General features: G+C 67.6%; 38 protein-coding genes. 36 read left to right on the plus strand and 2 right to left on the minus strand.

Annotated features, from left to right (window positions below):
* The first annotated feature begins 200 nt into the window (after positions 1-200).
* From rpsJ to glmM, 36 genes are all read left to right on the plus strand, one after another.
* The gene (gene rpsJ, locus AC0666_RS21670) at positions 201-509 is read left to right on the plus strand and encodes a 30S ribosomal protein S10 (protein ID WP_003948644.1); all 309 of its coding nucleotides are present in this window, start codon (positions 201-203) and stop codon (positions 507-509) included.
* 14 nt (positions 510-523) lie between these two features.
* A complete protein-coding gene (gene rplC / locus AC0666_RS21675) occupies positions 524-1,168 on the plus strand; it encodes a 50S ribosomal protein L3 (protein WP_468584883.1) in 645 nt (214 codons plus the stop codon).
* A gap of 5 nt (positions 1,169-1,173) precedes the next feature.
* Positions 1,174-1,824 (plus strand): 50S ribosomal protein L4, encoded by a 651-nt coding sequence (gene rplD, locus AC0666_RS21680; protein WP_468962835.1) that lies wholly within the window; start codon positions 1,174-1,176, stop codon positions 1,822-1,824.
* Positions 1,824-2,147: a 50S ribosomal protein L23 gene (gene rplW / locus AC0666_RS21685; protein WP_030298212.1), complete on the plus strand. Its 324-nt coding sequence runs from the start codon at positions 1,824-1,826 to the stop codon at positions 2,145-2,147. Before rplD ends, rplW begins: the two co-directional genes overlap by 1 nt.
* Positions 2,148-2,187: 40 nt before the next feature.
* Positions 2,188-3,024 carry a 50S ribosomal protein L2 gene (gene rplB / locus AC0666_RS21690; RefSeq protein WP_356851291.1) on the plus strand — a complete coding sequence of 279 codons (837 nt, stop codon included), beginning with the start codon at positions 2,188-2,190 and terminating at the stop codon, positions 3,022-3,024.
* A 12-nt stretch (positions 3,025-3,036) separates the two neighbouring features.
* Positions 3,037-3,318 (plus strand): 30S ribosomal protein S19, encoded by a 282-nt coding sequence (gene rpsS, locus AC0666_RS21695; protein ID WP_166628878.1) that lies wholly within the window; start codon positions 3,037-3,039, stop codon positions 3,316-3,318.
* Positions 3,319-3,361: 43 nt separating this feature from the next.
* A complete protein-coding gene (gene rplV / locus AC0666_RS21700; RefSeq protein WP_136213228.1) occupies positions 3,362-3,709 on the plus strand; it encodes a 50S ribosomal protein L22 in 348 nt (115 codons plus the stop codon).
* Entirely contained in the window at positions 3,709-4,548 is an 840-nt protein-coding gene (gene rpsC, locus AC0666_RS21705; RefSeq protein ID WP_114053739.1) for a 30S ribosomal protein S3, read from the plus strand. The genes rplV and rpsC overlap by 1 nt, the downstream gene beginning before the upstream one ends.
* Before the next feature lie 5 nt (positions 4,549-4,553).
* Positions 4,554-4,973 (plus strand): 50S ribosomal protein L16, encoded by a 420-nt coding sequence (gene rplP, locus AC0666_RS21710; RefSeq protein ID WP_030026326.1) that lies wholly within the window; start codon positions 4,554-4,556, stop codon positions 4,971-4,973.
* On the plus strand, positions 4,973-5,197 hold the full coding sequence (gene rpmC, locus AC0666_RS21715) for a 50S ribosomal protein L29 (protein WP_008739703.1): 225 nt from the start codon (positions 4,973-4,975) through the stop codon (positions 5,195-5,197). The genes rplP and rpmC overlap by 1 nt, the downstream gene beginning before the upstream one ends.
* Positions 5,197-5,481: a 30S ribosomal protein S17 gene (gene rpsQ, locus AC0666_RS21720; protein ID WP_030773830.1), complete on the plus strand. Its 285-nt coding sequence runs from the start codon at positions 5,197-5,199 to the stop codon at positions 5,479-5,481. The genes rpmC and rpsQ overlap by 1 nt, the downstream gene beginning before the upstream one ends.
* A 101-nt stretch (positions 5,482-5,582) precedes the next feature.
* On the plus strand, positions 5,583-5,951 hold the full coding sequence (gene rplN, locus AC0666_RS21725; RefSeq protein ID WP_003956455.1) for a 50S ribosomal protein L14: 369 nt from the start codon (positions 5,583-5,585) through the stop codon (positions 5,949-5,951).
* Positions 5,952-5,953: 2 nt separating this feature from the next.
* Entirely contained in the window at positions 5,954-6,265 is a 312-nt protein-coding gene (gene rplX / locus AC0666_RS21730) for a 50S ribosomal protein L24 (RefSeq protein ID WP_249767358.1), read from the plus strand.
* Positions 6,265-6,816 carry a 50S ribosomal protein L5 gene (gene rplE, locus AC0666_RS21735; RefSeq protein WP_356851289.1) on the plus strand — a complete coding sequence of 184 codons (552 nt, stop codon included), beginning with the start codon at positions 6,265-6,267 and terminating at the stop codon, positions 6,814-6,816. Before rplX ends, rplE begins: the two co-directional genes overlap by 1 nt.
* Before the next feature lie 5 nt (positions 6,817-6,821).
* A complete protein-coding gene (locus AC0666_RS21740; protein WP_003956452.1) occupies positions 6,822-7,007 on the plus strand; it encodes a type Z 30S ribosomal protein S14 in 186 nt (61 codons plus the stop codon).
* Between the two features lie 223 nt (positions 7,008-7,230).
* Entirely contained in the window at positions 7,231-7,629 is a 399-nt protein-coding gene (gene rpsH, locus AC0666_RS21745) for a 30S ribosomal protein S8 (protein WP_007265911.1), read from the plus strand.
* 20 nt (positions 7,630-7,649) lie between these two features.
* Positions 7,650-8,189 (plus strand): 50S ribosomal protein L6, encoded by a 540-nt coding sequence (gene rplF, locus AC0666_RS21750; RefSeq protein ID WP_356851288.1) that lies wholly within the window; start codon positions 7,650-7,652, stop codon positions 8,187-8,189.
* A 2-nt stretch (positions 8,190-8,191) separates the two neighbouring features.
* Positions 8,192-8,575, plus strand: a complete 384-nt coding sequence (gene rplR, locus AC0666_RS21755; protein ID WP_356851287.1) for a 50S ribosomal protein L18 — start codon at positions 8,192-8,194, stop codon at positions 8,573-8,575.
* Positions 8,576-8,620: 45 nt separating this feature from the next.
* Positions 8,621-9,226: a 30S ribosomal protein S5 gene (gene rpsE, locus AC0666_RS21760; RefSeq protein ID WP_361720211.1), complete on the plus strand. Its 606-nt coding sequence runs from the start codon at positions 8,621-8,623 to the stop codon at positions 9,224-9,226.
* On the plus strand, positions 9,226-9,408 hold the full coding sequence (rpmD, locus tag AC0666_RS21765; protein WP_005313525.1) for a 50S ribosomal protein L30: 183 nt from the start codon (positions 9,226-9,228) through the stop codon (positions 9,406-9,408). Before rpsE ends, rpmD begins: the two co-directional genes overlap by 1 nt.
* Before the next feature lie 2 nt (positions 9,409-9,410).
* The gene (rplO, locus tag AC0666_RS21770) at positions 9,411-9,866 is read left to right on the plus strand and encodes a 50S ribosomal protein L15 (protein ID WP_356851286.1); all 456 of its coding nucleotides are present in this window, start codon (positions 9,411-9,413) and stop codon (positions 9,864-9,866) included.
* A gap of 190 nt (positions 9,867-10,056) precedes the next feature.
* Positions 10,057-11,370 (plus strand): preprotein translocase subunit SecY, encoded by a 1,314-nt coding sequence (gene secY, locus AC0666_RS21775; protein WP_030298219.1) that lies wholly within the window; start codon positions 10,057-10,059, stop codon positions 11,368-11,370.
* Positions 11,370-12,017 (plus strand): adenylate kinase, encoded by a 648-nt coding sequence (locus tag AC0666_RS21780; RefSeq protein WP_356851284.1) that lies wholly within the window; start codon positions 11,370-11,372, stop codon positions 12,015-12,017. The genes secY and AC0666_RS21780 overlap by 1 nt, the downstream gene beginning before the upstream one ends.
* 92 nt (positions 12,018-12,109) lie before the next feature.
* A complete protein-coding gene (gene map, locus AC0666_RS21785) occupies positions 12,110-12,946 on the plus strand; it encodes a type I methionyl aminopeptidase (protein WP_478708144.1) in 837 nt (278 codons plus the stop codon).
* A 272-nt stretch (positions 12,947-13,218) separates the two neighbouring features.
* Positions 13,219-13,440, plus strand: coding sequence for a translation initiation factor IF-1 (gene infA / locus AC0666_RS21790; RefSeq protein WP_003956442.1), 222 nt, complete (start codon positions 13,219-13,221; stop codon positions 13,438-13,440).
* 73 nt (positions 13,441-13,513) lie between these two features.
* Positions 13,514-13,627 carry a 50S ribosomal protein L36 gene (gene rpmJ / locus AC0666_RS21795; RefSeq protein ID WP_003956441.1) on the plus strand — a complete coding sequence of 38 codons (114 nt, stop codon included), beginning with the start codon at positions 13,514-13,516 and terminating at the stop codon, positions 13,625-13,627.
* Between the two features lie 196 nt (positions 13,628-13,823).
* Positions 13,824-14,204: a 30S ribosomal protein S13 gene (gene rpsM / locus AC0666_RS21800; RefSeq protein ID WP_007265919.1), complete on the plus strand. Its 381-nt coding sequence runs from the start codon at positions 13,824-13,826 to the stop codon at positions 14,202-14,204.
* Positions 14,205-14,258: 54 nt separating this feature from the next.
* Positions 14,259-14,663 carry a 30S ribosomal protein S11 gene (gene rpsK, locus AC0666_RS21805; protein WP_003956432.1) on the plus strand — a complete coding sequence of 135 codons (405 nt, stop codon included), beginning with the start codon at positions 14,259-14,261 and terminating at the stop codon, positions 14,661-14,663.
* 137 nt (positions 14,664-14,800) lie between these two features.
* Complete coding sequence (locus AC0666_RS21810; protein WP_010473911.1) at positions 14,801-15,823, plus strand: DNA-directed RNA polymerase subunit alpha; 1,023 nt, start codon at positions 14,801-14,803, stop codon at positions 15,821-15,823.
* A 92-nt stretch (positions 15,824-15,915) separates the two neighbouring features.
* Positions 15,916-16,398 carry a 50S ribosomal protein L17 gene (gene rplQ, locus AC0666_RS21815; RefSeq protein WP_361720221.1) on the plus strand — a complete coding sequence of 161 codons (483 nt, stop codon included), beginning with the start codon at positions 15,916-15,918 and terminating at the stop codon, positions 16,396-16,398.
* A 141-nt stretch (positions 16,399-16,539) separates the two neighbouring features.
* Positions 16,540-17,391 (plus strand): tRNA pseudouridine(38-40) synthase TruA, encoded by an 852-nt coding sequence (gene truA, locus AC0666_RS21820; RefSeq protein WP_468962845.1) that lies wholly within the window; start codon positions 16,540-16,542, stop codon positions 17,389-17,391.
* A gap of 65 nt (positions 17,392-17,456) precedes the next feature.
* On the plus strand, positions 17,457-19,076 hold the full coding sequence (locus AC0666_RS21825; RefSeq protein WP_468962846.1) for an ABC-F family ATP-binding cassette domain-containing protein: 1,620 nt from the start codon (positions 17,457-17,459) through the stop codon (positions 19,074-19,076).
* 72 nt (positions 19,077-19,148) lie between these two features.
* Positions 19,149-20,447, plus strand: coding sequence for a glycosyltransferase family 87 protein (locus tag AC0666_RS21830; RefSeq protein ID WP_468962848.1), 1,299 nt, complete (start codon positions 19,149-19,151; stop codon positions 20,445-20,447).
* A 228-nt stretch (positions 20,448-20,675) separates the two neighbouring features.
* Positions 20,676-21,119: a 50S ribosomal protein L13 gene (gene rplM, locus AC0666_RS21835; protein WP_356851278.1), complete on the plus strand. Its 444-nt coding sequence runs from the start codon at positions 20,676-20,678 to the stop codon at positions 21,117-21,119.
* A gap of 42 nt (positions 21,120-21,161) precedes the next feature.
* Positions 21,162-21,677, plus strand: a complete 516-nt coding sequence (gene rpsI, locus AC0666_RS21840) for a 30S ribosomal protein S9 (RefSeq protein ID WP_356851277.1) — start codon at positions 21,162-21,164, stop codon at positions 21,675-21,677.
* A 133-nt stretch (positions 21,678-21,810) separates the two neighbouring features.
* On the plus strand, positions 21,811-23,169 hold the full coding sequence (glmM, locus tag AC0666_RS21845) for a phosphoglucosamine mutase (protein ID WP_468584867.1): 1,359 nt from the start codon (positions 21,811-21,813) through the stop codon (positions 23,167-23,169).
* Positions 23,170-23,293: 124 nt separating this feature from the next.
* On the opposite strand, the gene AC0666_RS21850 is transcribed toward glmM, so the two are convergent.
* Positions 23,294-24,241: a DUF389 domain-containing protein gene (locus tag AC0666_RS21850; RefSeq protein WP_468962851.1), complete on the minus strand. Its 948-nt coding sequence runs from the start codon at positions 24,239-24,241 to the stop codon at positions 23,294-23,296.
* Positions 24,242-24,256: 15 nt separating this feature from the next.
* Positions 24,257-25,279, minus strand: a complete 1,023-nt coding sequence (gene coaA, locus AC0666_RS21855) for a type I pantothenate kinase (protein WP_468584863.1) — start codon at positions 25,277-25,279, stop codon at positions 24,257-24,259.
* Between the last annotated feature and the right edge of the window lie 116 nt (positions 25,280-25,395).

Raw genomic sequence — 25,395 nt, forward strand, 5'->3', positions numbered from 1 at the left:
GCCAGGCGCTCGGTGGGTGTTTCTCCCCCGAACCGCGGTCCTGGGACCGCACCCCCTTGGATGAGGGAATTTCCGTATGGGAATTTTCTGAGAGGGAGTGCGACACGCCCGACCGCGTGGGTCGGAGAGAAGCGGTGGATCCGTCCACAGCCGACCGGGAGCCAGAGCGTTTCCACAACAGACAGGACTACGGAGTAGCCATGGCGGGACAGAAGATCCGCATCCGGCTCAAGGCCTACGACCACGAGGTCATCGACTCCTCGGCGAAGAAGATCGTCGAGACGGTGACCCGCACTGGTGCGTCGGTCGCAGGCCCGGTGCCGCTGCCCACTGAGAAGAACGTGTACTGCGTCATCAAGTCGCCGCACAAGTACAAGGACTCGCGCGAGCACTTCGAGATGCGCACGCACAAGCGCCTGATCGACATCCTCGACCCGACGCCCAAGACCGTTGACTCGCTGATGCGCCTGGACCTTCCGGCCGGCGTTGACATCGAGATCAAGCTCTGAGAGGCGTCGAGAAGATGGCAAAGCAGATCAAGGGCGTCCTGGGCGAGAAGCTCGGCATGACCCAGGTCTGGGACGAGAACAACCGTGTCGTCCCGGTGACCGTCGTCAAGGCCGGGCCCTGCGTCGTTACCCAGGTCCGTACGAACGACACCGACGGCTACGAGTCGGTCCAGATCGCCTTCGGCGAGATCGACCCGCGCAAGGTGAACAAGCCCCTCAAGGGCCACTTCGCCAAGGCCGATGTGACCCCGCGCCGCCACCTGGTGGAGCTCCGCACCTCCGACGCCAGCGAGTACACGCTCGGCCAGGAGATCACTGCTGAGGTGTTCGAGTCCGGCGTCAAGGTTGACGTCACGGGCAAGAGCAAGGGCAAGGGCTTCGCCGGTGTCATGAAGCGCCACAACTTCCGGGGCCTCGGCGCCGGTCACGGTGTGCAGCGCAAGCACCGCTCCCCCGGTTCGATCGGTGGCTGCGCCACCCCTGGGCGTGTCTTCAAGGGCATGCGCATGGCTGGTCGTATGGGCAACGAGCGCGTCACCACCCAGAACCTGACCATCCACGCGGTAGACGCGGAGAAGGGTCTGCTCCTCATCAAGGGCGCAGTCCCCGGTCCGAACGGCGGCCTCGTCCTGGTCCGTACCGCGGCCAAGGGGGCTTGAGGTTAATGAGCACCATTGACATCCTTTCGCCGGCAGGCGACAAGGCCGGTACCGTCGAGCTCCCCGCGGAGATCTTCGACGCGAAGACCAGCGTTCCGCTGATCCACCAGGTCGTCGTCGCCCAGCTGGCTGCTGCCCGTCAGGGCACGCACAAGACCAAGACCCGTGGCGAAGTCCGTGGTGGTGGCAAGAAGCCTTACCGCCAGAAGGGCACCGGCCGCGCCCGTCAGGGTTCGACCCGCGCTCCGCAGTTCGCCGGCGGTGGCGTCGTCCACGGCCCGCAGCCGCGTGACTACTCGCAGCGGACCCCGAAGAAGATGAAGGCCGCCGCCCTCCGCGGTGCCCTCTCGGACCGTGCGCGTCACTCCCGCATCCACGTCGTCACCGGCGTGGTCGAGGGTGCCGTCTCCACGAAGGCCGCCAAGACGCTGTTCGGCAAGATCACGGAGCGCAAGAACCTGCTCCTGGTCGTCGAGCGTGCCGACGAGGCCGCGTGGCTGTCCGCCCGCAACCTGCCCCAGGTTCACATCCTGGAGCCGGGCCAGCTCAACACGTACGACGTGATCGTCTCTGACGACGTGGTCTTCACCCAGGCCGCGCTGGAGTCCTTCGTGTCTGGCCCCAAGGCCGACGAGACCGAAGGGAGCGACGCCTGATGTCTGAGGCGACCGTTACCAGCAAGACCTTCACTGACCCGCGCGACCTGCTGATCAAGCCGGTTGTCTCGGAGAAGAGCTACGCGCTGCTGGACGAGAACAAGTACACGTTCATCGTCGCGCCCGGCGCCAACAAGACCCAGATCAAGCAGGCCGTCGAGGCGGTCTTCTCGGTCAAGGTCACCGGGGTCAACACGATCAACCGTCAGGGTAAGCGCAAGCGCACCAAGACCGGTTTCGGCAAGCGTGCTGACACCAAGCGCGCCATCGTGACCCTCGCTGAGGGCGACCGTATCGACATCTTCGGCGGCCAGGCCTCCTAACGGAGTCCTGAGTCGTCCGGAATCGGACGAGGACTGAGAAATGGGTATCCGCAAGTACAAGCCGACGACCCCGGGCCGTCGTGGCTCCAGCGTCGCCGACTTTGTCGAGATCACGCGGTCCACGCCGGAGAAGTCGCTGGTTCGCCCGCTGCACAGCAAGGGCGGCCGTAACAACACCGGTCGGATCACTGTTCGCCACCAGGGTGGTGGACACAAGCGCGCCTACCGCGTGATCGACTTCCGTCGTCACGACAAGGACGGCGTGCCGGCCAAGGTCGCGCACATCGAGTACGACCCCAACCGCACCGCGCGCATCGCGCTCCTGCACTACGCGGACGGCGAGAAGCGCTACATCATCGCTCCCCGCGGTCTGAACCAGGGCGACCGGATTGAGAACGGCCCCACGGCCGACATCAAGCCCGGCAACAACCTGGCGCTCCGCAACATCCCGGTCGGTACCACGATCCACGCGATCGAGCTCCGTCCCGGTGGTGGCGCCAAGTTCGCCCGTTCCGCGGGTGCCTCCGTGCAGCTGCTGGCGAAGGAGGGCACCATGGCCCACCTCCGCATGCCGTCCGGCGAGATCCGTCTCGTCGACGCGCGCTGCCGCGCCACGGTCGGCGAGGTCGGCAACGCCGAGCAGTCGAACATCAACTGGGGCAAGGCCGGCCGTATGCGCTGGAAGGGCGTTCGCCCGTCCGTCCGCGGTGTCGCGATGAACCCGGTTGACCACCCGCACGGTGGTGGTGAGGGCAAGACCAGTGGTGGTCGCCACCCGGTCTCCCCGTGGGGTCAGAAGGAGGGTCGTACTCGTTCGCCGAAGAAGGCTTCGAACAAGTACATCGTCCGCCGCCGCAAGACGAACAAGAAGCGCTAGGAGCGGGTTTAGATGCCGCGCAGTCTCAAGAAGGGACCCTTCGTCGACGACCACCTCATCAAGAAGGTGGACGCTCAGAACGAAGCTGGTACCAAGAACGTCATCAAGACCTGGTCCCGTCGCTCGATGATCATCCCGGCGATGCTGGGTCACACCATCGCGGTGCACAACGGCAAGACGCACGTCCCGGTGTTCGTCACCGAGTCGATGGTCGGCCACAAGCTCGGCGAGTTCTCGCCGACTCGCACCTTCCGCGGCCACGTCAAGGACGACCGGAAGTCGAAGCGCCGCTAAAGGCGGGGTGGTTACGACTATGACTTACACCGAAGGGACAACCATGGAAGCCAGGGCCCAGGCGCGGTACATCCGCGTCACGCCCATGAAGGCCCGCCGCGTGGTGGACCTTATCCGTGGCATGGATGCCACGGAGGCTCAGGCGGTCCTGCGTTTCGCCCCGCAGGCCGCGAGCGTGCCGGTCGGCAAGGTGCTGGACAGCGCCATTGCCAACGCCGCACACAACTACAACCACCCGGACGCCTCTTCGCTGTTCATCAGCGAGGCGTTCGTGGACGAGGGTCCGACCCTGAAGCGGTTCCGTCCGCGTGCCCAGGGCCGTGCCTACCGGATCCGCAAGCGGACCAGCCACATCACCGTGGTCGTCAGCAGCAAGGAAGGTTCCCGGTAATGGGCCAGAAGGTAAACCCGCACGGGTTCCGGCTCGGCATCACCACCGACTTCAAGTCGCGTTGGTACGCCGACAAGCTGTACAAGGACTACGTCAAGGAAGACGTCGCCATCCGTCGGATGATGACGTCCGGCATGGAGCGCGCCGGCATCTCGAAGGTTGAGATCGAGCGCACCCGTGACCGCGTGCGTGTGGACATCCACACCGCTCGTCCGGGCATCGTCATCGGCCGCCGTGGCGCCGAGGCCGACCGCATCCGCGGCGACCTTGAGAAGCTCACGGGCAAGCAGGTCCAGCTGAACATCCTCGAGGTCAAGAACCCCGAGCTCGACGCTCAGCTGGTTGCCCAGGCCGTTGCCGAGCAGCTCTCCTCCCGCGTCTCCTTCCGTCGTGCCATGCGCAAGAGCATGCAGGGCACCATGAAGGCCGGCGCCAAGGGCATCAAGATCCAGTGCGGCGGCCGTCTCGGCGGCGCCGAGATGTCCCGCTCCGAGTTCTACCGCGAGGGTCGTGTGCCGCTGCACACGCTGCGCGCGAACGTGGACTACGGCTTCTTCGAGGCCAAGACCACCTTCGGCCGTATCGGCGTGAAGGTCTGGATCTACAAGGGCGACGTCAAGAACATCGCCGAGGTTCGCGCCGAGAACGCTGCGGCCCGTGCGGGTAACCGCCCGGCCCGTGGTGCCGGCGCTGGCGACCGTCCCGCCGGCCGTGGTGGCCGTGGTGGCGAGCGCGGCGGCCGTGGTGGCCGCAAGCCGCAGCAGGCTGCTGCTGCCGAGGCCCCCAAGGCCGAGGCCGCTGCCGCTGCTCCGGCTGAGAGCACCGGAACGGAGGCCTGACCGACATGCTGATCCCTCGTAGGGTCAAGCACCGCAAGCAGCACCACCCGAAGCGCCGCGGTATGGCCAAGGGCGGTACTGAGGTCTCGTTCGGCGAGTACGGCATCCAGGCGCTCACCCCCGCCTACGTGACGAACCGCCAGATCGAGGCGGCTCGTATTGCGATGACCCGCCACATCAAGCGTGGCGGCAAGGTCTGGATCAACATCTACCCGGACCGTCCGCTGACGAAGAAGCCCGCCGAGACCCGCATGGGTTCCGGTAAGGGTTCTCCCGAGTGGTGGATCGCCAACGTGCACCCGGGTCGGGTCATGTTCGAGCTGTCCTACCCGAACGAGAAGATTGCTCGTGAGGCGCTCACCCGCGCTGCTCACAAGCTTCCGATGAAGTGCCGGATTGTGCGGCGCGAGGCAGGTGAGTCGTGATGGCAACGGGAACCAAGGCGTCCGAGCTGCGTGAGCTCGGCAACGAGGAGCTCGTTGGCAAGCTGCGCGAGGCCAAGGAAGAGCTGTTCAAGCTGCGCTTCCAGGCTGCCACGGGCCAGCTGGAGAACAACGGTCGGCTCAAGTCCGTCCGTAAGGACATCGCCCGGATCTACACCCTGATGCACGAGCGCGAGCTGGGCATCGAGACGGTGGAGAGCGCCTGATGAGCGAGAACAACGTGACTGAGAACAAGACCGAGCGCGGCTTCCGCAAGACCCGCGAGGGTCTGGTCGTCAGCGACAAGATGGACAAGACCGTCGTCGTCGCCGTTGAGGACCGCGTCAAGCACGCCCTGTACGGCAAGGTCATCCGCCGTACGAACAAGCTCAAGGCTCACGACGAGCAGAACGCTGCCGGTGTCGGCGACCGCGTCCTCATCATGGAGACGCGTCCGCTGTCGGCGAGCAAGCGCTGGCGCATCGTCGAGATCCTCGAAAAGGCCAAGTAATCACCTGAGGGGATTTCCCTCAGGTCAGTTCCGCCAGGCTCGGCGAGGGGCTCCGGCAACGGACCCCTCGCCGGGAACCGGCAGACAATCAGGAGATAGACGTGATCCAGCAGGAGTCGCGACTGCGTGTCGCCGACAACACTGGTGCCAAGGAGATCCTTTGCATCCGTGTTCTCGGTGGCTCCGGTCGCCGCTACGCGGGCATCGGTGACGTCATCGTCGCCACCGTCAAGGATGCGATCCCCGGTGGCAACGTGAAGAAGGGTGACGTCGTCAAGGCGGTCATCGTTCGCACCGTCAAGGAGCGCCGCCGCCAGGACGGCTCGTACATCCGCTTCGACGAGAACGCCGCTGTCATTCTGAAGAACGACGGCGACCCTCGCGGCACCCGTATCTTCGGCCCCGTCGGCCGTGAGCTGCGCGAGAAGAAGTTCATGAAGATCATCTCGCTCGCGCCGGAGGTGCTGTAAGCATGAAGATCAAGAAGGGCGACCTGGTCCAGGTCATCACCGGTAAGGACAAGGGCAAGCAGGGCAAGGTCATCGCGGCCATGCCCAGCGAGAACCGCGTCCTCGTCGAGGGTGTCAACCGGGTCAAGAAGCACACCAAGGCTGCGCAGAACCAGGCCGGCGGCATCGTGATCACCGAGGCCCCGGTCCACGTGAGCAACGTTCAGCTGGTTGTGGAGAAGGACGGCAAGAAGGTCGTCACCCGCGTCGGCTACCGCTTCGACGACGAGGGCAACAAGATCCGCGTTGCCAAGCGGACGGGTGAGGACATCTGATGGCTACCACTCCGCGTCTCAAGACGAAGTACCGCGAGGAGATCACCGGCAAGCTGCGTGAGGAGTTCTCGTACGAGAACGTCATGCAGATCCCCGGCCTCGTGAAGATCGTGGTCAACATGGGTGTGGGCGACGCCGCCCGCGACTCCAAGCTGATCGACGGCGCCATCCGCGACCTGACGACGATCACCGGTCAGAAGCCGGCCGTCACGAAGGCCCGCAAGTCCATCGCGCAGTTCAAGCTGCGCGAGGGTCAGCCGATCGGCTGCCACGTCACCCTCCGTGGTGACCGCATGTGGGAGTTCCTGGACCGTACGCTGTCGCTCGCGCTGCCGCGTATCCGTGACTTCCGCGGTCTGTCGCCGAAGCAGTTCGACGGCCGTGGCAACTACACCTTCGGTCTCACGGAGCAGGTCATGTTCCACGAGATCGACCAGGACAAGATCGACCGTACCCGGGGTATGGACATCACCGTGGTCACCACGGCGACCAACGACGCTGAGGGCCGCGCGCTCCTTCGTCACCTCGGCTTCCCCTTCAAGGAGGCGTAAGCGAGATGGCGAAGAAGGCTCTCATCGCGAAGGCTGCCCGCAAGCCCAAGTTCGGTGTGCGTGCGTACACCCGCTGCCAGCGCTGCGGTCGCCCCCACTCCGTGTACCGCAAGTTCGGCCTGTGCCGCGTCTGCCTTCGTGAGATGGCTCACCGTGGCGAGCTGCCGGGCGTGACCAAGAGCTCCTGGTAATTCCCTTCCGTCCTTAGGGACTTGGAGAGAACCAGAGACTCTCGGTAAGCATCTGGACGGTGGGTGCCCGGCCCCGCATGCCGTAGGCTTGTGGGGTTGGGCGTCCGCCGCCCATAACGACTTACTACGCCGTAGGTCCCCGCACCGCACCCGTCCCGCCACTGAGTGGGGAGAGGGATGGCGCATACAGGAAACCCCGGCGAGAGAGGCCGAAGGCCACTTCATGACCATGACTGACCCGATCGCAGACATGCTCACGCGTCTGCGTAACGCTAACTCGGCGTACCACGACACCGTCGTGATGCCGCACAGCAAGATCAAGTCGCACATCGCGGAGATCCTCAAGCAGGAGGGTTTCATCACCGGCTGGAAGGTCGAGGACGCCGAAGTCGGCAAGAACCTCGTCCTTGAGCTGAAGTTCGGGCCGAACCGTGAGCGCTCCATCGCGGGCATCAAGCGGATCTCGAAGCCCGGTCTGCGCGTGTACGCGAAGTCCACCAACCTGCCGAAGGTCCTCGGCGGCCTGGGCGTGGCGATCATCTCCACGTCCCACGGTCTCCTGACCGGCCAGCAGGCAGGCAAGAAGGGCGTAGGTGGGGAAGTCCTCGCCTACGTCTGGTAGTCGGGAACGGAGGAAAAGCAATGTCGCGAATCGGCAAGCTCCCCATCCAGGTTCCCGCCGGTGTGGACGTCACCATCGATGGCCGCACGGTCGCGGTGAAGGGCCCCAAGGGTCTCCTCTCGCACACCGTCGCCGCGCCGATCGAGATCGTCAAGGGTGAGGACGGCGTTCTGAACGTCACCCGCCCCAACGACGAGCGTCAGAACAAGGCCCTGCACGGCCTGTCCCGCACGCTGGTGGCGAACATGATCACCGGTGTGACCACGGGGTACGTCAAGGCTCTCGAAATCAGCGGTGTTGGTTACCGCGTCGCCGCGAAGGGCTCCGCTCTGGAGTTCCAGCTTGGCTACAGCCACCCGATCCTGGTCGAGGCGCCCGAGGGCATCTCGTTCAAGGTCGAGTCGCCCACCAAGTTCACGGTCGAGGGCATCGACAAGCAGAAGGTCGGCGAGGTCGCCGCCAACATCCGCAAGCTGCGGAAGCCCGACCCGTACAAGGCCAAGGGTGTCAAGTACGCCGGCGAGGTCATCCGCCGCAAGGTCGGAAAGGCTGGTAAGTAGCCATGGCATACGGTGTGAAGATCGCCAAGGGCGACGCCTACAAGCGCGCTGCCAAGGCTCGCCGCCACATCCGCATCCGCAAGAACGTCTCGGGTACGGCGGAGCGTCCGCGCCTCGTCGTGACGCGTTCCAACCGCAACATCGTTGCCCAGGTCATCGACGACCTCAAGGGTCACACCCTTGCGTCGGCGTCGACCCTGGACGCTTCGATCCGCGGTGGCGAAGGCGACAAGAGCGCCCAGGCCCAGGCTGTCGGCGCGCTCGTCGCCGAGCGTGCCAAGGCTGCGGGTGTCGAGACCGTCGTGTTCGACCGCGGTGGCAACCGATACGCCGGGCGCATTGCCGCTCTGGCTGACGCCGCCCGCGAAGCCGGGCTGAAGTTCTAAGCCCCGGTTCCGGGACTCACGGACGTAACAGAGAGAGGTAATCCAATGGCTGGACCCCAGCGCCGCGGAAGCGGTGCCGGTGGCGGCGAGCGGCGGGACCGGAAGGGTCGCGACGGTGGCGCTGCCGCCGAGAAGACCGCTTACGTTGAGCGCGTTGTCGCGATCAACCGCGTCGCCAAGGTTGTCAAGGGTGGTCGCCGCTTCAGCTTCACCGCGCTGGTCGTGGTGGGCGACGGTGACGGCACCGTAGGTGTCGGTTACGGCAAGGCCAAGGAAGTTCCCGCGGCCATTGCCAAGGGCGTCGAGGAAGCCAAGAAGAACTTCTTCAAGGTTCCCCGTATCCAGGGCACCATCCCGCACCCGATCACGGGTGAGCGTGCCGCGGGCGTCGTGCTGCTGAAGCCGGCTTCCCCCGGTACCGGTGTTATCGCCGGTGGCCCGGTGCGCGCCGTTCTGGAGTGCGCCGGCGTTCACGACATCCTGTCGAAGTCGCTTGGCTCGTCCAACGCGATCAACATCGTGCACGCGACCGTGGCGGCCCTCAAGGGCCTGCAGCGTCCCGAGGAGATCGCGGCTCGCCGTGGTCTGCCCCTTGAGGACGTGGCCCCCGCGGCTCTGCTTCGTGCGCGTGCCGGGGCGGGTGTCGCGTAATGGCCCGCCTCAAGATCACGCAGACGAAGTCGTACATCGGCAGCAAGCAGAACCACCGCGACACGCTGCGTTCGCTCGGGCTCAAGCGCCTGAACGACGTGGTCGTCAAGGAGGACCGCCCCGAGTTCCGCGGAATGGTGCACACCGTCCGCCACCTCGTGACGGTTGAGGAGGTTGACTAATCATGGCTGAGAACAGCCCGCTGAAGGCCCACAACCTCCGTCCCGCCCCCGGCGCCAAGACCGCGAAGACCCGTGTCGGTCGTGGTGAGGCGTCGAAGGGTAAGACGGCCGGTCGTGGTACGAAGGGCCAGAAGGCCCGTTACCAGATCCCGCAGCGCTTCGAGGGTGGGCAGATGCCCCTCCACATGCGCCTGCCGAAGCTCAAGGGCTTCAAGAACCCGTTCCGCACCGAGTTCCAGGTCGTCAACCTGGACAAGCTTGCGGCTCTCTACCCCGAGGGTGGAGAGGTCACGGTGGCCGACCTGGTCGCCAAGGGCGCGGTGCGCAAGAACAGCCTCGTCAAGGTCCTCGGCCAGGGCGAGATCTCCGTGGCGCTGACGGTTTCGGTTGACGCCGTTTCCGGCTCCGCCAAGGAGAAGATCGCCGCTGCCGGCGGCACCGTCACCGAGCTCGTCTAAGACGGACCCAGGTGACAGATAGAGAGTAAAAACCCGACCGGGGATGCCTCACATATGGGGCATCCCCGGTTGGTCGTTCCACGGGGGGCGCAGTCGCCGGTAAGGTGGCCTGCACCTTTGCTTGTACGTATTCGTCGATCCCTCAGACCGTCACCTCTGACGCAGTAGCGCGGGGGTCGCAGGAGGCACCGTGCTCACCGCGTTCGCCCGGGCGTTCAAGACGCCCGACCTGCGCAAGAAGCTGCTCTTCACGCTCGGCATCATCGTGCTGTTCCGGCTCGGGTCCCACATCCCGGTACCCGGCGTGAGCTACAAGAACGTCCAGATCTGCGTCGACCAGGCCGGGAGCAGCAACAGCCTCTTCGGTCTCGTCAACATGTTCAGCGGCGGTGCGCTGCTGCAGATCACGATCTTCGCGCTCGGGATCATGCCCTACATCACGGCGAGCATCATCCTGCAGCTGCTGACCGTGGTCATTCCGAAGCTGGAGAACCTCAAAAAAGAGGGCCAGTCCGGCACGGCCAAGATCACTCAGTACACGCGCTATCTGACGGTCGCACTCGCGATCCTGCAGGGCACCGGCCTCGTCGCCACCGCCCGCACTGGCGCCCTGTTCCAGGGCTGCCAGGTCGCCAGCCAGATCGTCCCGAACCGGTCGATCTTCACCACCATCGTCATGGTCGTCACCATGACCGCCGGTACCTGCGTCGTCATGTGGCTCGGTGAGCTCGTGACCGACCGCGGCATCGGCAACGGCATGTCGATCCTGATGTTCATCTCGATCGCCGCCGGCTTCATCGGCGCCCTGTGGCAGATCAAGCTCCAGGGCAAGATCGCCGACGGCTGGGTCGAGTTCGGCGTGGTCATCCTCGTCGGCCTCGCGATGGTCGCCCTGGTCGTCTTCGTCGAGCAGGCGCAGCGCCGGATCCCGGTCCAGTACGCGAAGCGCATGATCGGCCGCCGTGCGTACGGCGGTACCTCGACCTACATCCCGCTCAAGGTGAACCAGGCGGGTGTGATTCCCGTCATCTTCGCTTCGTCGCTGCTCTACATCCCGGCGCTGATCGTCCAGTTCAGCGGATCCACCGCCGGCTGGGCCACCTGGATCCAGAAGCACTTCGTCAAGGGCGACCACCCGTACTACATCGCTGCCTACTTCCTCCTGATTGTCTTCTTCGCGTTCTTCTACGTGGCGATTTCTTTCAACCCCGAGGAAGTTGCAGACAACATGAAGAAGTATGGTGGGTTCATCCCGGGTATCCGCGCCGGTCGACCCACCGCCGAGTACCTGAGCTACGTGCTCAACCGGATCACCTGGCCGGGGTCGCTGTACCTGGGTCTCATCGCTCTAGTGCCGACGATGGCGTTGGCCGGCTTCGGAGCGAACCAGAACTTCCCGTTCGGCGGGACGAGCATCCTCATCATCGTGGGTGTGGGTCTGGAAACCGTGAAGCAGATCGAGAGCCAGCTCCAGCAGCGTAATTACGAAGGGTTCCTCCGCTGATGCGAATCGTCCTCGTCGGACCGCCCGGTGCGGGCAAGGGAACGCAGGCCGCGTTCCTTGCGAAGAACCTGTCGATCCCGCACATCTCCACGGGCGACCTGTTCCGCGCCAACATCAGCCAGAACACCGAGCTGGGCCGGCGCGCGAAGGCCTACATGGATGCCGGTGACCTCGTTCCCGACGAGATCACCATCGGTATGGCCAAGGACCGCATGGAGCAGCCGGACGCCGTGAACGGCTTCCTGCTCGACGGCTTCCCGCGCAACGTCTCCCAGGCCGAGGCACTGGACAAGATGCTCCAGTCCGCGGCCATGAAGCTGGACGCCGTCCTCGACCTGGAGGTCGAGGAGGACGAGGTGGTCAAGCGCATCGCCGGCCGCCGGATCTGCCGCAACGACTCCTCGCACGTGTTCCACGTCGTCTACGCGGCCCCGAAGGCCGCGGGTGTCTGCGACACCTGCGGCGGCGAGCTGTACCAGCGCGACGACGACTCCGAGGCGACGGTCCGCAACCGGCTGGAGGTCTACCACACGCAGACCGAGCCGATCATCGACTACTACAAGGCCCAGGGCCTGCTGGTGACCATCCCGGCCCTCGGTGAGGTCGCGGACGTCACGCAGCGCGCGATGGACGCCCTCAAGAAGTAGTACCCCTGTTCTGCAGGTACGGCCGCGGTGTCCCCAGGACGCCGCGGCCGTACTGTTGAGACGACTCAATCCGAAGGTGGAAGGCACAAGCCATGGTCCAGATCAAGACCCCCGAGCAGATCGCGAAGATGCGCGAGGCGGGGCTGGTCGTCGCCGCGATCCACGCGGCGACCCGTGAGGCGGCCGTACCGGGCGCCACGACGCGGGATCTGGACATGGTGGCCCGCAAGGTCATCGCCGACGCCGGTGCCAAGTCGAACTTCCTGGGTTACGGCGGCTTCCCCGCCACCATCTGCACCTCGGTCAACGAGGTCGTCGTCCACGGCATCCCGGACGACAAGACCGTCCTCAAGGACGGCGACATCATCTCCATCGACGCCGGCGCGATCGTGGACGGCTGGCACGGGGACGCCGCGTACACGGCCTTCGTCGGCACCGGTCACGCCCCGGAGCTGATCGAGCTGTCCCGGGTGACGGAAGAGTCCATGTGGGCCGGGATCGCCGCGATGAAGAACGGCAACCGCCTGGTGGACATCTCCAAGGCGATCGAGGGCTACATCCGCCGTCAGCCGCGGCCCGTGACCGGCAAGTACGGGATCATCGAGGACTACGGCGGCCACGGCATCGGGTCCGAGATGCACATGGACCCCCACCTGCTGAACTACGTCTCGCGCAAGCGGGGCAAGGGGATCAAGCTGGTCCCGGGCATCTGTCTGGCGATCGAGCCGATGGTCTCCCTGGGCACCCCCCAGACGGAGGTCCTGGCGGACGACTGGACGGTCATCACGACCGACGGCACCTGGTCCTCGCACTGGGAGCACTCCATCGCCCTGACGGAGGCGGGCCCGATCGTGCTCACCAGCCCGGACTGCGGCAAGGCGAAGCTCGCGGAGTACGGGGTCACCACGGCCCCGGATCCCCTGGGCTGATCCGGGACCGCTCCCGACCCCGACGGATCGAACGCCTCCGGCAACCGCCGGGGCCGGTCACCGTGGCGGCGCCCGGCGCGGTGTACCCGGGGCCGGCGGACGGAGTCGGCGCAGCCGCTCACGGCCCCGGACCCGCTCGGTTAATGATCTAGACTCATGGGCAAACTTTCCGGATTCGTCTTTCTGGGTGCCCTGACGTAGACTGACTCGTCGGCTTACGTGCATTCCCATGCCCGTGAGCTGATCAAGGTAGCCGATTCGAAAGGCGAAGCGTGGCCAAGAAGCAAGGTGCCATCGAGATCGAGGGCACCGTGATCGAGTCCCTCCCGAACGCGATGTTCAAGGTGGAACTCCAGAACGGTCACAAGGTCCTCGCGCACATCAGCGGCAAGATGCGCATGCACTACATCCGCATCCTCCCCGATGACCGGGTCGTGGTGGAGCTCTCTCCCTACGACCTGACGCGTGGCCGGATCGTCTACCGATACAAGTAGATCTTGTCCTCACTCCTGCCTGGGCGTCCGTCCCGGTGCGGGTGGTGGCACTGACCCGGAGAACCTCACCAACATGAAGGTCAAGCCGAGCGTCAAGAAGATCTGCGACAAGTGCAAGGTGATCCGCCGTCACGGTCGGGTCATGGTCATCTGCGACAACCTGCGCCACAAGCAGCGCCAGGGCTGACGCACGCCGACCGACCTGCACTCCGCAGTTCTTCAGCGCGACGTAAGAACGTACATACGCAGAACCCGCCCAGCCCTGCAGGGGGCCGGCGGTACCTCCGGCGGGGGCCGGGGACCCGGACGTACCACCACTCAACAGGGTGGTCGGCGGTCGGGAGTGGTTCTGCGGAAGACCCCCGAACACACAGGAGCCATTTGTGGCACGCGTTTCCGGTGTTGACATCCCGCGCGAAAAGCGCGTGGAGATCGCACTCACCTACGTCTTCGGTATCGGGCGCACCCGGTCCAAGGAGATCCTCGCCTCCACCGGCGTGAACCCGAACACCCGCGTTCGTGACCTGGCCGAAGAGGACCTCGTCAAGATCCGCGAGTACGTGGACGCCAACCTCCGTACCGAGGGTGACCTCCGCCGCGAGATCCAGGGCGACATCCGTCGCAAGATCGAGATCCAGTGCTACCAGGGCATCCGCCACCGTCGTGGCCTGCCGGTGCACGGTCAGCGCACCAGCACGAACGCGCGTACCCGCAAGGGCCCGCGTCGCGCGATCGCCGGTAAGAAGAAGCCGGGCAAGAAGTAGTCCTGTTCAGCGGTCTTGCGCTGTAGGACCGACCACCTCCCGTAGGAGATTTAGATGCCCCCCAAGGGTCGTCAGGGCGCTGCCAAGAAGGTGCGCCGCAAGGAAAAGAAGAACGTCGCTCACGGGCACGCCCACATCAAGAGCACGTTCAACAACACGATCGTCTCGATCACGGACCCCTCGGGCAACGTGATCTCCTGGGCCTCCGCCGGCCACGTCGGCTTCAAGGGCTCGCGCAAGTCCACCCCCTTCGCCGCGCAGATGGCCGCCGAGTCGGCCGCCCGCCGCGCGCAGGAGCACGGCATGCGCAAGGTCGACGTCTTCGTCAAGGGTCCGGGCTCCGGCCGCGAGACCGCGATCCGCTCCCTGCAGGCCACCGGCCTGGAGGTCGGCTCCATCCAGGACGTCACCCCCACCCCGCACAACGGCTGCCGCCCGCCGAAGCGCCGCCGCGTCTGACGCAGCGACGCCTGTGCGTCTTTGAGTGTCCGGGCGGTACGACCTCTTCGGGGGCCGTGCCGCCCGTACCCTTGCAGTAACCAGCAGTACCTGTCGGGCGTCAAATAGTGGGCGTCCACGACTGAAGGAACACAGACATGCTTATCGCTCAGCGTCCTTCGCTGACCGAAGAGGTCGTCGACGAGTACCGCTCGCGGTTCGTGATCGAGCCGCTGGAGCCGGGCTTCGGCTACACCCTCGGCAACTCCCTGCGCCGTACGCTCCTCTCCTCGATCCCGGGTGCCGCTGTCACCAGCATCCGCATCGACGGTGTCCTGCACGAGTTCACCACCGTGCCGGGCGTCAAGGAGGACGTCACCGACCTCATCCTCAACATCAAGCAGCTGGTCGTCTCCTCGGAGCACGACGAGCCGGTCGTGATGTACCTGCGCAAGCAGGGTCCCGGCCTGGTCACCGCTGCCGACATCGCGCCCCCGGCCGGTGTCGAGGTGCACAACCCGGACCTGGTCCTCGCCACGCTCAACGGCAAGGGCAAGCTGGAGATGGAGCTGACCGTCGAGCGCGGTCGCGGCTACGTCTCCGCCGTCCAGAACAAGCAGCTGGGCCAGGAGATCGGCCGTATCCCGGTCGACTCCATCTACAGCCCGGTCCTCAAGGTCACCTACAAGGTCGAGGCGACCCGAGTCGAGCAGCGCACCGACTTCGACAAGCTGATCGTCGACGTCGAGACCAAGCAGGCCATGCGCCCGCGTGACGCCATGGCGTCCGCCGGCAAGACCCTGGTCGAGCTGTTCGGTCTGGCCCGCGAGCTCAACATCGACGCCGAGGGCATCGACATGGGTCCGTCCCCGACGGACGCCGCCCTGGCCGCCGACCTGGCCCTGCCGATCGAGGAGCTGGAGCTCACCGTTCGGTCGTACAACTGCCTCAAGCGCGAGGGCATCCACTCCGTGGGTGAGCTCGTCGCCCGCTCCGAGGCCGACCTGCTCGACATCCGCAACTTCGGTGCGAAGTCGATCGACGAGGTCAAGGCGAAGCTGGCCGGCATGGGCCTGGCCCTCAAGGACAGCCCGCCCGGATTCGACCCGACCGCCGCCGCCGACGCCTTCGGCGCCGACGACGACGCGGACGCCGGTTTCGTCGAGACCGAGCAGTACTAAGCAGCACCCGTAGATCTTTCCCGCGGCATCCGCCCCGGGGGAACTGACACCGGTACCTGACACGGCCGGTGCAGATATGAAGGAGTAACACCATGCCGCGTCCCGCAAAGGGTGCCCGTCTGGGCGGCAGCGCCGCGCACGAGAAGCACCTCCTCGCGAACCTCGCGAAGTCGCTCTTCGAGCACGGCCGCATCACGACGACCGAGGCCAAGGCCCGCCGCCTGCGTCCGGTCGCCGAGCGTCTGATCACCAAGGCGAAGAAGGGCGACATCCACAACCGTCGCCTGGTTCTCCAGACGATCACGGACAAGAGCATCGTCCACACGCTCTTCACCGAGATCGCCCCGCGCTACGAGAACCGCCCCGGTGGTTACACGCGCATCACCAAGATCGGCAACCGTCGCGGCGACAACGCCCCGATGGCCGTGATCGAGCTGGTCGAGGCCCTGACCGTGGCCCAGCAGGCCACCGGTGAGGCCGAGGCCGCCACGAAGCGCGCCGTGAAGGAGGCCGAGGCCAAGGCCGAGGCTCCCGCCGAGTCCGAGGCTCCGGCCGAGGAGTCGAAGGACGCCTGAGGCGTTTCCCCGCGTCGGCGGGGATGACCCTGAGGCTTGATCCCGCTCTGGGATCGAGCTTGTTCGGTCGGCTCTGAACGGGCCCGCCCCCTCCGGGGCGGGCCCGTTCTGCGTTTCGTTGCGTCTGAGAGGATCGGTCACGTGAGTGACGAGGTGGAGCCCGGGCACGTCCGGGTGCGGCTGGACCTGTCGTACGACGGCAAGGACTTCTCCGGCTGGGCGAAGCAGCGCGTACTGCGGACCGTGCAGGGCGAGCTGGAGTCGGCCCTGCAGACCGTGATGCGGCTGCCGGAGCCGGTGGAGCTGACCGTGGCCGGGCGGACCGACGCGGGCGTGCACGCCCGCGGGCAGGTCGCCCAGTTCGACCTGGCCGAGGAGGTGTGGGCCGAGCACCACGACAAGCTGCTGCGCCGTCTCGCGGGCCGGCTGCCGCACGACGTACGGGTGTGGAAGGTCGCCGAGGCCCCCGAGGGCTTCAACGCCCGGTTCTCCGCCATCTGGCGCCGCTACGCCTACCGGGTCGGCGACCACCAGGGCGGTGTCGACCCGCTGCGCCGCGGACACGTGCTGTGGCACCCGTGGCCGCTGGACGTGGACGCCATGAACGAGGCCGCCGCCCCGCTGCTCGGCGAGCACGACTTCGCCGCGTACTGCCGCAAGCGCGAGGGCGCCACCACCATCCGCACCCTCCAGCAGCTCAGCTGGGAGCGCGCCGAGGACGGGATCGTCACCGCGACCGTCCGCGCCGACGCCTTCTGCCACAACATGGTCCGCTCGCTGGTGGGCGCCCTGCTGCACGTCGGCGACGGCCACCGGCCCACCGACTGGCCCGGGAAGGTCCTCAGGGCCGCCGTACGGGACTCCTCCGTGCACGTCGTGAAGCCGCACGGGCTCACCCTGGAGGAGGTCGGCTACCCGGCGGACGAGCTGCTGGCCGAGCGCAGCCGGGTGGCCCGCAACATGCGGACCCTGCCCGGCGCAGGCTGCTGCTGACCCCGCCCCCGGGCCGCGGCTAATCCGTTTGGGCGGATCGGTCCCCGGCCTGGACAATGCCCGGCATGGGACATCTCGAAGCCAGCCACCTGGAGTACTACCTTCCCGACGGGCGGGTGCTGCTTCCCGACGTCTCCTTCCGGGTGGGGGAGGGCGCGGTGGTCGCCCTCGTCGGGGCGAACGGGGCCGGCAAGACCACCCTGCTCAAGCTGATCTCGGGTGAGCTCCAGCCGCACGGCGGCGGGGTCACCGTCAGCGGCGGCCTCGGGGTGATGTCCCAGTTCGTGGGCTCCGTACGGGACGAGACGACCGTACGGGACCTGCTCGTCTCGGTGGCGCAGCCGCGGATCCGGGCGGCCGCGAAGGCCGTCGACCACGCCGAACACCTGATCATGACGGTGGACGACGAATCCGCCCAGATGGCGTACGCGCAGGCGCTCAGCGACTGGGCCGACGTCCAGGGCTACGAGGCGGAGACCCTGTGGGACGTCTGCACGACGGCCGCGCTGGCCATCCCCTACGACACCGCCCAGTTCCGCGAGGTGCGCACCCTGTCGGGCGGTGAGCAGAAGCGGCTGGTGCTGGAGGCGCTGCTGCGCGGGCCGGACGAGGTGCTGCTGCTCGACGAGCCGGACAACTATCTGGACGTGCCCGGCAAGCGGTGGCTGGAGGAGCAGCTGAAGGCCACCCGCAAGACGGTGCTCTTCGTGTCCCACGACCGGGAGCTGCTGTCCCGGGCCGCCGAGAAGATCATCAGCCTGGAGCCGAGCCCGATGGGCACGGACGTATGGGTGCACGGTGCCGGCTTCGACACCTACCACGACGCCCGCAAGGAGCGCTTCGCCCGCTTCGAGGAGCTCAAGCGGCGCTGGGACGAGGAGCACGCGCGGCTGAAGGCGCTGGTGCTGCGGCTGCGCAACCAGGCGGCGATCAGCCCCGACATGGCCTCGCGGTACAAGGCGATGCAGACCCGCTTCCAGAAGTTCGAGGAGGCCGGGCCGCCGCCGGAGCCGCCGCGGGAGCAGGACATCCGGATGCGGCTCAAGGGCGGCCGTACGGGCGTGCGCGCGCTGACCGTGGAGAACCTGGAGCTCACGGGCCTGATGAAGCCGTTCTCCCTGGAGGTCTACTACGGGGAGCGGGTCGCGGTGCTCGGCTCGAACGGCTCGGGCAAGTCGCACTTCCTGCGCCTGCTGGCCGGCGAGGACGTCCGGCACACGGGTGACTGGAAGCTGGGCGCGCGGGTGGTCCCCGGGCATTTCGCGCAGACCCACGCCCATCCGGAGCTCTTCGGCCGGACCCTCGTCGACATCCTGTGGACGGAGTGCGCGAAGGACCGCGGCGCCGCGATGTCGGTGCTGCGCAGGTACGAGCTGGAGCGCCAGGGCGACCAGCCGTTCGAGAAGCTGTCGGGCGGCCAGCAGGCCCGTTTCCAGATCCTGCTGCTGGAGCTGGCGGGGACCACGGCCCTGCTGCTGGACGAGCCCACCGACAACCTGGACCTGGAGTCCGCGGAGGCGCTGCAGGACGGCCTGGAGGCCTACGAGGGCACTGTGCTGTGTGTCACGCACGACCGCTGGTTCGCGCGCACATTTGACCGTTTCCTGGTCTTCGGTTCGGACGGTGTTGTACGAGAGACTCGGGAGCCCGTGTGGGACGAACGCAGGGTCGAGCGGAAGCGCTGAGGCGGGACGAACGTAGGGTCGAGCGGAAACGCCGGGGGGAGACCGCTCCCCGGCGGTCGATCGGGAGGCGTTGTGCGGCTGCGGCCTGGCACCTGGCTCGGGAAGTGGGAAGAGGTCGCGGGCCCCGCCGCGGGGCACCGGCTGGTCGTGTGGCTGCTGCGACCGGCGTCCCGGTCCTGGGTGGCCGTGGCCCTCGCGGTCGTCCTCGGCATCGCGGTCTCCACCAGCCTGCGGGAGAACTGGGGCTCGGACAACGCCTTCGTCGTCAAGGCCGCGGACACGCTGCTGGCCGGCGGGTCCCCGTACGAGGACAAGCGGTTCCTGTACCTCCCCAGTGCCGTGATCATGGCCGTCCCCGAGGCGCTGCTGCCCCGGCCGGTGCTGCGCTGGGTGCTGCCGCTGGGGATGTCCGCCCTGCTGGCGCTCGGCTGGTGGGCCGCGCTGCGGCTGTTCTCGGTGCCGGTGCGCTCCCGCTTCGCGGTCGGCGGGTTCGCGCTGCTGGCCCTGGCCTTCAAGCCGTACGTGAACCTGGTGCTGATCGGGAACTGGACGGCCATCTCCGCCGCCGCGCTGCCGGTGGCCCTGCTGCTCGCGCACCGGCGGTCCTGGACGGCCGCCGGGCTGGTCGTGGGGCTGGCCATCGCCTGCAAGCCGATGCTGGTGCCGGTGGGGCTGGTGTTCCTGCTGGCCCGGCAGTGGCGGGGGCTGGCCGTGGCCGTGCTGGTGCCGCTCGGGATCTCGCTGTTCGGGGCGCTGATGATGCCCAGCCCGACGCTGTTCTTCACGAAGACGCTGCCGTTCCTGCTCCAGGGGCAGGACGCGTACGCGCTGCCCTGGGACGCCTCGCCGATCGCGGTGCTGCCGCGGCTGGGGGTCCCGCAGCCGGTGGCGGTGGCACTGGCGGGGGCGGGGGCGCTGGGCGGGCTGGTCGCGGCATGGCGGCGGTGGCGGCGTACGGACGGTCCCGGTGACGCGGACGGCGGGGAGCTGCGGCTGGCGGAGACGGCCTGCATGGTGATGCTCGCCGCATTCCTGGTGTCGCGGCCGTCCTTCGACCACTACCTGCTGGTGGTGCTCCCGCTGCTGCTGTGCTCCGCGGTGCGGCCGGGCTCGATGCCCCGCTCGCCCTGGTTCTGGCTGGCCCTGACGCCCCAGGTGGCGCTGGTCCCGTGGCCCTCGGAGCTGGCCCACAAGCGGCGCGCCTTCAAGGACTGCGCCACCCTGTGCGGGCTCGCGATCCTGCTGGCGCGTCGTGCACTGCGCTCCGGTCGGGTTACTCTGGGACCCGTAACAACTGCGGGGTCCCCACCCAGGACCGAACCGGAGTGCGCCGCGACGCCAGCAGAATCGGCATCGCGGACCGCGTTTTGACCCGTACGGGTCCGCTTGGGTATCCTGCTGGTTTGTTATGCGTAGTGGCTTGCTCATTCTCACGTGAGGGCCTTACGCCGGTCCACCGGGCCGATGACCAGCGGTTCACACGGGTTGCGTCCCCGATGTGGACGAGGGCTGTCGTGATCGTCCGTGGTGACCTGTCAGGACCTTCCCGCGGGGCTTGCGCCCCTGGGATACCACCACTGAAGAAGCGAAGGCATACGCGTGCGTACGTACAGCCCCAAGCCCGGCGACATCTCGCGCCAGTGGCTCGTCATCGACGCCCAGGACGTTGTCCTCGGCCGTCTGGCGACCCAGGCCGCTGCCCTCCTGCGGGGTAAGCACAAGCCGACTTACGCCCCCCACATGGACATGGGCGACTTCGTCGTCATCATCAACGCCGACAAGGTGCACCTGTCCGGCAACAAGGCGTCCCAGAAGATGGCGTACCGCCACTCCGGCTTCCCGGGTGGTCTGCGTTCCGTGCGTTACGACGACCTCCTGGCGAACAACCCGGAGAAGGCCGTCGAGAAGGCCGTCAAGGGCATGCTCCCCAAGAACACCCTGGGCCGGCAGATGCTCTCGAAGCTGAAGGTCTACTCGGGCGACCAGCACCCCCACGCTGCCCAGCAGCCGGTGCCGTTCGAGATCACCCAGGTCGCGCAGTAGTTCCGGCCACCCCCTAAGACGTAGAAAATTCTGAGGAGCATCGTGGCCGAGACCACCGCCGAGACCCCCGTCGAAGAGTTCGAGGGCGTCGAGGAGTACACCACCGAGTCCGAGGCCGTCGTCGAGGGCGACTACACCTCCGAGTCCCTTGCCGGCCGCTTCGGCGACCCGCAGCCGGCCGCAGGCCTGGGCCGTCGCAAGAACGCCATCGCCCGCGTCCGGATCGTTCCGGGCACCGGCAAGTGGAAGATCAACGGTCGCACCCTTGAGGACTACTTCCCCAACAAGGTGCACCAGCAGGAAGTCAACGAGCCGTTCAAGCTGCTTGAGCTCGACGGTCGCTACGACATCATCGCCCGCATCGCGGGTGGCGGCGTCTCCGGCCAGGCCGGCGCCCTGCGCCTCGGCGTGGCCCGTGCGCTGAACGAGGCGGACGTGGACAACAACCGCCCGGCGCTGAAGAAGGCCGGCTTCCTCTCCCGCGACGACCGTGCGGTCGAGCGCAAGAAGGCCGGTCTCAAGAAGGCCCGTAAGGCTCCGCAGTACAGCAAGCGTTAATCTGCGCCTGCTGTTCTGCACCAACCGCCCCGGCAGCACTCTCCGTGCTGCCGGGGCGGTTCGTTTACCGCCACAAGCGGCAAATACCTGTCACAAGCGGTCTCAAGCGAAGCGTGAACTCGGGAGGACAACAGTGGGACAACTCTTCGGGACGGACGGTGTACGCGGCGTCGCCAATGCGGATCTGACGGCTGAGCTCGCGCTCGGTCTGTCCGTCGCGGCTGCCCACGTACTGGCCGAAGCGGGCACCTTCGCGGGGCACCGGGCGACCGCGGTAGTCGGCCGCGACCCCCGGGCCTCCGGCGAGTTCCTGGAGGCCGCGGTCGTCGCGGGCCTCGCGAGCGCGGGCGTGGACGTCCTGCGCGTCGGTGTGCTGCCCACCCCGGCGGTGGCGTATCTCACCGGTGCGCTGGGTGCCGACCTCGGCGTGATGCTCTCCGCCAGCCACAACGCGATGCCCGACAACGGCATCAAGTTCTTCGCCCGCGGCGGCCACAAGCTCGCCGACGAGCTGGAGGACCGCATCGAGGCCGTCTACGAGGAGCACCGCACGGGCGCGCCCTGGGACCGGCCCACCGGCGCCGGCGTGGGCCGGGTCTCCGACTACGACCAGGGCTTCGACAAGTACGTCGCCCACCTCATGGGCGTCCTCCCCAACCGCCTGGACGGGCTGAAGATCGTCCTGGACGAGGCGCACGGCGCTGCCGCCCGCGTCTCTCCCGAGGCCTTCACCCGCGCGGGCGCCGAGGTCGTCACCATCGGTGCCGAGCCCGACGGCCTGAACATCAACGACGGCTGCGGCTCCACCCACCTGGGCCTGCTCAAGCAGGCCGTCGTCGAGCACGGGGCCGACCTCGGCATCGCGCACGACGGCGACGCGGACCGCTGCCTCGCGGTGGACGCCTCCGGCGCCGAGGTCGACGGCGACCAGATCCTCGCGGTGCTGGCGCTCGCCATGCGCGAGGCCGGTCAGCTGCGCGGCGACACGGTCGTCGGCACCGTCATGTCCAACCTGGGCTTCAAGCTGGCCATGGAGGGCGAGGGCATCCAGGTCGTGCAGACCGGGGTCGGCGACCGGTACGTCCTGGAGGCGATGAAGGAGCACGGTTTCGCGCTGGGCGGCGAGCAGTCCGGCCACGTGATCATCCTCGACCACGCCACCACCGGTGACGGCACGCTGACCGGCCTGATGCTGGCGGCCCGGGTGGCCGCCACCGGCAGGTCGCTGGCGGAGCTGGCGGGCGTCATGCAGCGGCTGCCGCAGGTCCTGGTCAACGTCCCCGACGTGGACAAGTCCCGGGTCGCCACCTCGGCCGAGCTGGCCGCCGCGGTCGCCGACGCCCAGCGCGAGCTGGGCAGCACCGGTCGGGTGCTGCTCCGTCCGTCGGGTACGGAGCCGCTCGTACGGGTGATGGTGGAGGCCGCCGACATCGAGCAGGCCCGCGCGGTGGCGGGCCGGCTCGCGGACGTCGTGAAGTCGGCGCTCGGCTGACCGGGTCCGGCTGATCCGCCGCGGCCCCGCTCGCCGGATGTCCGGGGGCGGGGCCGCCGGCGTATGCACCCCACGGGCGCACGTCCGGTGCGTCAGGGCCCCTTCGGGCCGGGCCCGGCGCGGCTCAGGCCTTCCCGGCGCGGCGCCAGCGGTCGCGCTGGGTGTGCCACAGGAGCTTCTGGCCGTACAGGGTCAGCACGCCCGCCAGCATGATCCCGCCCAGGTTCAGCAGCAGCTGCTCCGCCGAGCCCCACATCTGGCCCATCTCCCCGTAGCTGAGGGCCACCGCGGCATTGGCGCCGGCCGGGACGGTGGTCACGGAGATCGCCACGCCCACCAGCGCCCCGGACTTGGCGGAGGTCAGGGACAGCGTCCCGGCCACACCCGCGAGCATCGCCACCACGAAGGAGAACGGGTCCGGCTTCCAGATGAAGCTGGTGTTCGGGCGCGGGTTGTCCAGCATGTCCTGGTGGAACAGGCCGAGGGCGTCCATGCAGAGGCTGAAGACGGTGGTGGCGGCGATGGCCACGGCGAAGCCGACCAGCAGGGCGAACAGGGACCGGGCGGCCAACTTCGGTGCCCGCTGGACCAGGGCGGTGCTCACGCCGGCGAGCGGCCCGAACTCGGGGCCGACCGCCATCGCTCCCACGATCAGGATGGCGTTGTCCAGGAGGACACCGCAGGCCGCGATCATCGTCGCGAGGATCATGAACGCGGTATAGGTGATGGTGAGGGTCGACTCCTCCTGCGTGGCCTCGCTCAGCTGCTCCCACAGGACGGCGTCGGCCCCCTCGCCCGGGGCCTCCTCCTCGGCGTCCTCGGCCCGCTTCGACAACGACAGGTCGATGTTCTCGACCGCGATCGAGCCGTCGTTGTCGATGCCGAGGGCCCGCAGCGCGTACAGGAGCTCGTCGCCCGCCTCCCGTGCGACGTCGCACAGGACGATGTCGCCCGGGGGGACGCGCGCAGCGCCGGGCAGCACCGCCAGGTGGGTGGTGCCGACGGTGTTCTCGATGACCTCGACCACGGCGGCTGTCCGGTCGGACGGGGTGATCATCCTCAGATGCAGCATGGCCGCACCCTACGGTCAGAGCTTGCGCAGGCTCAGCTTCTGCACCTTGTGGTCCGGGCCCTTGCGGACGACGAGGGTGGCCCGGCCGCGGGTGGGGGCCACGTTCTCCAGCAGGTTCGGCCGGTTGATCGTGCGCCACATCGTCTGCGCGTACTCCAGCGCCTCCTCCTCGGAGACCTGCGTGTACTTGCGGAAGTACGAGGAAGGGTCCTGGAACGCGGTGGCGCGCAGCTTCCGGAACCGGTTGAGGTACCAGCGCTCGATGTCCTCGGGACGGGCGTCCACGTACACGCTGAAGTCGAAGTAGTCGGCGAGGCCGACCCGGGTGCGGCCGTCCTTGCCGGGCAGCGCCGGCTGCAGGACGTTCAGCCCCTCGACGATCAGGATGTCCGGGCGGCGCACGACGAGCTGCTCGCCGGGGACGATGTCGTAGATCAGGTGGGAGTAGACCGGGGCCGTGACCTCGTCCTTGCCGGCCTTGATGTCCGCGACGAAGCGCGTCAGCGCGCGGCGGTCGTAGGACTCCGGGAAGCCCTTGCGGGAGGTCAGGCCGCGCCGCTGGAGCTCCTTCATGGGGTAGAGGAAGCCGTCGGTGGTGACCCGCTCGACGCGGGGGTGCTCGGGCCAGCGGGCCAGGAGCGCCTGGAGCAGGCGGGCCACGGTGGACTTGCCGACGGCGACCGAGCCGGCGACCCCTATGACGAAGGGGGTGCCCTGCTGGGCGCCGTGGCCGTTGCCGGCGTCGCCGAGGAAGGTGTTCAGGGTGCCGCGGAGATTGCTGGTGGCGCCGACGTAGAGGTTGAGGAGCCGGGAGAGGGGCAGGTAGACGTCCCGCACTTCGTCGAGGTCGATGACGTCGCCGAGTCCGCGCAGCTGTTCGACCTCCTCGGCGGTGAGCGGCAGCGGGGTCCGCTCGCGCAGGGCGCTCCACTCGTCGCGGGTGAGATCGACGTAGGGGGTGGTCTCGGCCCGGCGGTGGGGTCGTCCGGTGCGCTCCGTTGCGCTGTCCGGCGTGCTTCGTGGCGGCGAAGTGATCACAAGGCCATTGTCGTGGCTCGGGGCCGGTTGTGGGTGGTGTGGTCGGTCACGTGCGGGCGGGGAACCGTGCGCCCTTTCGGGCCGGATCCCGCGGGTTTGATCTCACTGGGGTCACG

Source organism: Streptomyces sp. NPDC043680, assembly GCF_056436685.1.